2 protein-coding genes are annotated in these 2,601 nt (G+C 74.0%); both read right to left on the reverse strand.

Translation table 11 applies throughout. From position 1 onward, the window contains the following. On the reverse strand, nt 1–1,577 hold a 1,577-nt coding region (purH, locus tag ACFXAM_RS38490), incomplete at its 3' end, for a bifunctional phosphoribosylaminoimidazolecarboxamide formyltransferase/IMP cyclohydrolase (RefSeq protein WP_380298563.1). Continuing rightward, nucleotides 1,574–2,233 carry a phosphoribosylglycinamide formyltransferase gene (purN, locus tag ACFXAM_RS38495; protein WP_380298564.1) on the reverse strand — a complete coding sequence of 220 codons (660 nt, stop codon included), beginning with the start codon at nt 2,231–2,233 and terminating at the stop codon, nt 1,574–1,576. The genes purH and purN, both read right to left, overlap by 4 nt. Nucleotides 2,234–2,601: the final 368 nt, after the last annotated feature.

A 2,601-nucleotide genomic window follows, 5' to 3' on the forward strand; every position in this document is an offset into this window, starting at 1 on the left:
AAGAAGTGCCGGGTACCGGTGAAGTACATGGTCACCCCGGCCTCGGCGGCGGCCGCGATCACCTCTTCGTCGCGGATCGAGCCGCCCGGCTGGACGATCGCCCGGACACCGGCGGCGATCAGGATCGCCGGGCCGTCCGCGAACGGGAAGAAGGCGTCGGAGGCCGCGTACGCGCCCTTGGCCCGCTCGCCGGCCCGCTCGACCGCGAGCTTGCAGGAGTCCACCCGGTTGACCTGGCCCATGCCGACGCCCACCGAGGCGCCGTCCTTGGCCAGCAGGATCGCGTTGGACTTGACGGCCCGGCAGGCCCGCCAGGCGAAGGCCAGCTCGGCCAGCTCGTCCTCGGACAGCGCCTCGCCGGTGGCGAGCGTCCAGGTCGCCGGGTCGTCGCCCTCGGCGTGCACCCGGTCGGCGTCCTGGAGCAGCACGCCGCCGGAGATCGGGCGCACCTCCTGGCGGTTGGCCGGGGCGTCGGCGGCGAGCAGCACCCGCAGGTTCTTCTTGCGGGCCAGCACCTCGACGGCGCCGTCCTCGTAGCCGGGGGCCACCACGACCTCGGTGAAGATCGGGGCGATCTGCTCGGCCAGCTCCACGGTGACCGGGCGGTTGACGGCGATCACGCCGCCGTACGCGGAGACCGGGTCGCACTCGTGGGCCTTGCGGTGCGCCTCGGCGACGTCGGCGCCGGTCGCGATGCCGCACGGGTTGGCGTGCTTGATGATCGCGACGGCCGGGCCGGCGTGGTCGTAGGCGGCGCGGCGGGCGGCGTCGGTGTCGACGTAGTTGTTGTACGACATCTCCTTGCCGTGCAGCTGCTGCGCACCGGCCAGGCCACCGCTGCCGTCGGTGTACAGCGCGGCGCCCTGGTGCGGGTTCTCGCCGTAGCGCAGCACGTTCTGGCGCTCGAAGGCCGAGCCCAGGAACGCCGGGAAGGCGTCCTCGGTCCCGGTGTAGCCGGACTCGTCGAACCAGTTGGCCACCGCGACGTCGTAGGCGGCGGTGTGCGCGAAGGCCTGGGCGGCCAGCCGCTTGCGGGTCAGCAGGTCGAAGCCGCCCTGCCGGACGGCGGCGAGCACGTCCTGGTAGCGGGCCGGGTCGACCACCACGGCCACCGAGGGGTGGTTCTTGGCGGCGGCGCGGACCATGCTCGGGCCGCCGATGTCGATCTGCTCGACGCACTCGTCCGGGGTGGCGCCGGAGGCGACGGTCGCCTTGAACGGGTAGAGGTTCACCACGACCAGGTCGAAGGGCTCGACACCCAGCTCGGCCAGCTGCGCGCGGTGCGACTCCAGGCGCAGGTCGGCCAGCACCCCGGCGTGCACGCGGGGGTGCAGCGTCTTGACGCGCCCGTCCAGGCACTCGGGGAAGCCGGTGAGCTCGGAGACCTCGGTCACCGGGACGCCCGCGGCGGCGATCCGGCCGGCGGTGGAGCCGGTGGAGACGATGGCGACCCCGGCGGCGTGCAGGCCCTGGGCCAGCTCCTCCAGGCCGGTCTTGTCGTACACGCTGATCAGGGCGCGGCGCACCGGCCGGACGTTCTCGGAGACGGGAGGGGTGGTGGTGGGGGCGGCGCTCATGCCGGAATCCATACCTTTCGGTCCTCGATGCGGTGACCCTCGCGGGCCAGCCGGCCCACGACGTCGACGAGCAGCTTGCGCTCGACTGTCTTGATGCGCTCATGCAGCGCCTCGCCGCCATCGGCGTGATCGGCGTCGAGGACCTCCACGACGCCCTGCGCGATGATCGGCCCGGTGTCGACGCCGGCGTCGACCAGGTGGACGGTGCAGCCGGTGACCCGCACCCCGTACGCCAGCGCGTCGGTGACGCCGTGGGCGCCGGGGAAGGAGGGCAGCAGCGCGGGATGGGTGTTGACGATCCGTCCGGCGAAGGCCGCGATGAACTCGGGGCCGAGGATCTTCATGAAGCCGGCCGTGACGACCAGGTCCGGCTGGTACCCGGCCACGGAGGCGGTCAGCGCGCGGTCCCAGTCCGCGCGGTCCGGGTGGTCCTTCACCCGGTGCACGAACACCGGCAGGCCGGCGCGCTCGGCGCGCTCCAGGCCGGCGATGGCCTCGCGGTCCGCGCCGACGGCGAGGATCTGCGCGCCGTACGCGGGGTCGGCGGCGGCCTCGATCAGCGCCTGGAGGTTGGTGCCGGAGCCGGAGACCAGCACCACCAGACGGGCCGGTCCGGGCGTACGGGGCGGGAAGAGCTGGGCGGGGGCGGCGGCCACTGCGCGATTCTCCGTAGGTCGGGCGCCGTGCGCTGGTACGTCCACCGGCGGTGGGGCCACTACGAACGGCAGGTCGAGCGAGGGGGAACTCCTGGAGAACCCGCCGCGACGCGGGCGCCCGGGGAACCCGTGGGAGCTGCTGACCGTCACCACCATAACGGCTGGTCGGACGGCCTCCGAAACACCGTCGCGGGCTACGCGCGTAGCTGAGACGGGGATCTCGCCGGGCCGTCTGCCCGCCGCCGCCGGTCCCCGACCGGGCCGCGGCGGCGGCCGCCCCCCGCCACCCCCGACGCGCCCGGAGCCCCCCCCGCGGCCGGCGGGGTACTAGGGCGGGGACGTATACACAACAGAAGCAGCCGACGACC

Origin of the sequence: Kitasatospora sp. NPDC059462, assembly GCF_042749955.1 — a bacterium.
In the GTDB taxonomy this organism is placed as follows: Bacteria; Actinomycetota; Actinomycetes; order Streptomycetales; family Streptomycetaceae; genus Kitasatospora.